The 1,231-nt window shown below is 40.6% G+C and carries 1 protein-coding gene; it reads left to right on the top strand.

Features of this window, described 5'->3' with window-relative positions; translation table 11 throughout:
- Nucleotides 1–28: 28 nt before the first annotated feature.
- Complete coding sequence (locus OKC24_RS19690) at nt 29–583, top strand: hypothetical protein (RefSeq protein ID WP_265466288.1); 555 nt, start codon at nt 29–31, stop codon at nt 581–583.
- Nucleotides 584–1,231 lie beyond the last annotated feature (648 nt).

The raw sequence follows: 1,231 nt of genomic DNA, 5'->3' as shown, positions 1-1,231 counted from the left end.
GACTTGAGTAAGATTTGAGGGACTGGGTATGAATGCAGCGGCAGAAAAATTTGAACACTTTGAATGGCTGACAAAGGGCATTACTGCTAAGTCGCCTCAATTTGGTGATGAGGGCCATGGTACAGGAGCAAAGCCATTGGATTATCAAGATCGACTTGGAGCGATTGCAGCGATGGAAACACAGCTCGAAAAGGCTGTAACTTCTGTCATTATTTTTGGTGAGCAAGCCAAGAGTGATTATGAATTTATCCGCAATCATTTAGCTAAGATTATGATGAATGGGGCGTATGAGGATAAGCGCCGCGAGCCTGAGCATATTGCAATTTATCATTTGTCTTGGCTGGTGGCTGGGATGGTTATAGCATTCGCTTTAGATCCTGAGCATGAAGCAAATTTTACAGCAAAAGGCAGGTTGCATTTAGCGGCTGGCGTTAAGACACATCAAATGACACTAAAAGCCTATGACCGCACATGGAAGCAATACGAAAACATGATGATCATTGCGCTTGAGATGTCAATTAAGTGCGCAGCCACAGCTATTAAAAAGTATAAAAAAAATACTTACAAGGAGGTAAGAATTTAAAGGTGGTAAAATTTTTCTCATTAAGCTATAGTTTAACTATACTGGTCGTATTACGGTTTGACCAACAAAGTTTCCAAAGCTCATCTTATGATGGGTTTTTTTTAGGATTCAAAGTTTATATACCTGTCTTCCCATAAGGCGGGTATTTTTTTGCGAAAAAATCAAGTAAAATAAGATGTTGTCTTAGAACACAAACTTGTATCGGCGCAAAAGAAACAAGTTAAAGCCCGGCTATATAACGCGGGCTTTTTTAATGCCGGCTGTTTAATCCTTATTGGTTTAAAAATGAATCCAGCCGGCGCCCAAATTTGGGAGATTCACATGCTCCAATTCTTAAAATGTCTTTTCGGCTTTCATGGTGCAATAGAAATCGATTACACGATTGATGATGAAGAAATCAAAGTGTGCCGTGATTGCTTGAAAGAAGTTAAATAGTTTCTCCATTGCCGAACGAATTACGGCATATAAAACCCCGCTCAATATGCATTATTGGCGGGGTTTTTCTTTTCTTATTTGGTGGTTGGTATGCGTAACGCCAAACGTTTAGCTGATATTAGGATGCTGCCGTGTGTTCGTTGCGGTAATCCAGATTCACAAGCTGCCCATTCAAATAGCGCAAAGCACGGCAAGGGCCGAGGCATTAAAGCA

The sequence above is a fragment of the Acinetobacter entericus genome, from assembly GCF_026168575.1.
Taxonomy (GTDB): Bacteria; Pseudomonadota; Gammaproteobacteria; order Pseudomonadales; family Moraxellaceae; genus Acinetobacter; species Acinetobacter bouvetii.
The sequence above is the reverse complement of the archived record's forward strand: the minus strand, read 5'-3'. Positions and strand labels throughout refer to the sequence as shown.

Coding starts and splice junctions, on each gene's coding strand:
- OKC24_RS19690 (WP_265466288.1), top strand. CDS start 29: ATGAATGCAGCGGCAGAAAAATTTGAACACTTTGAATGGCTGACAAAG.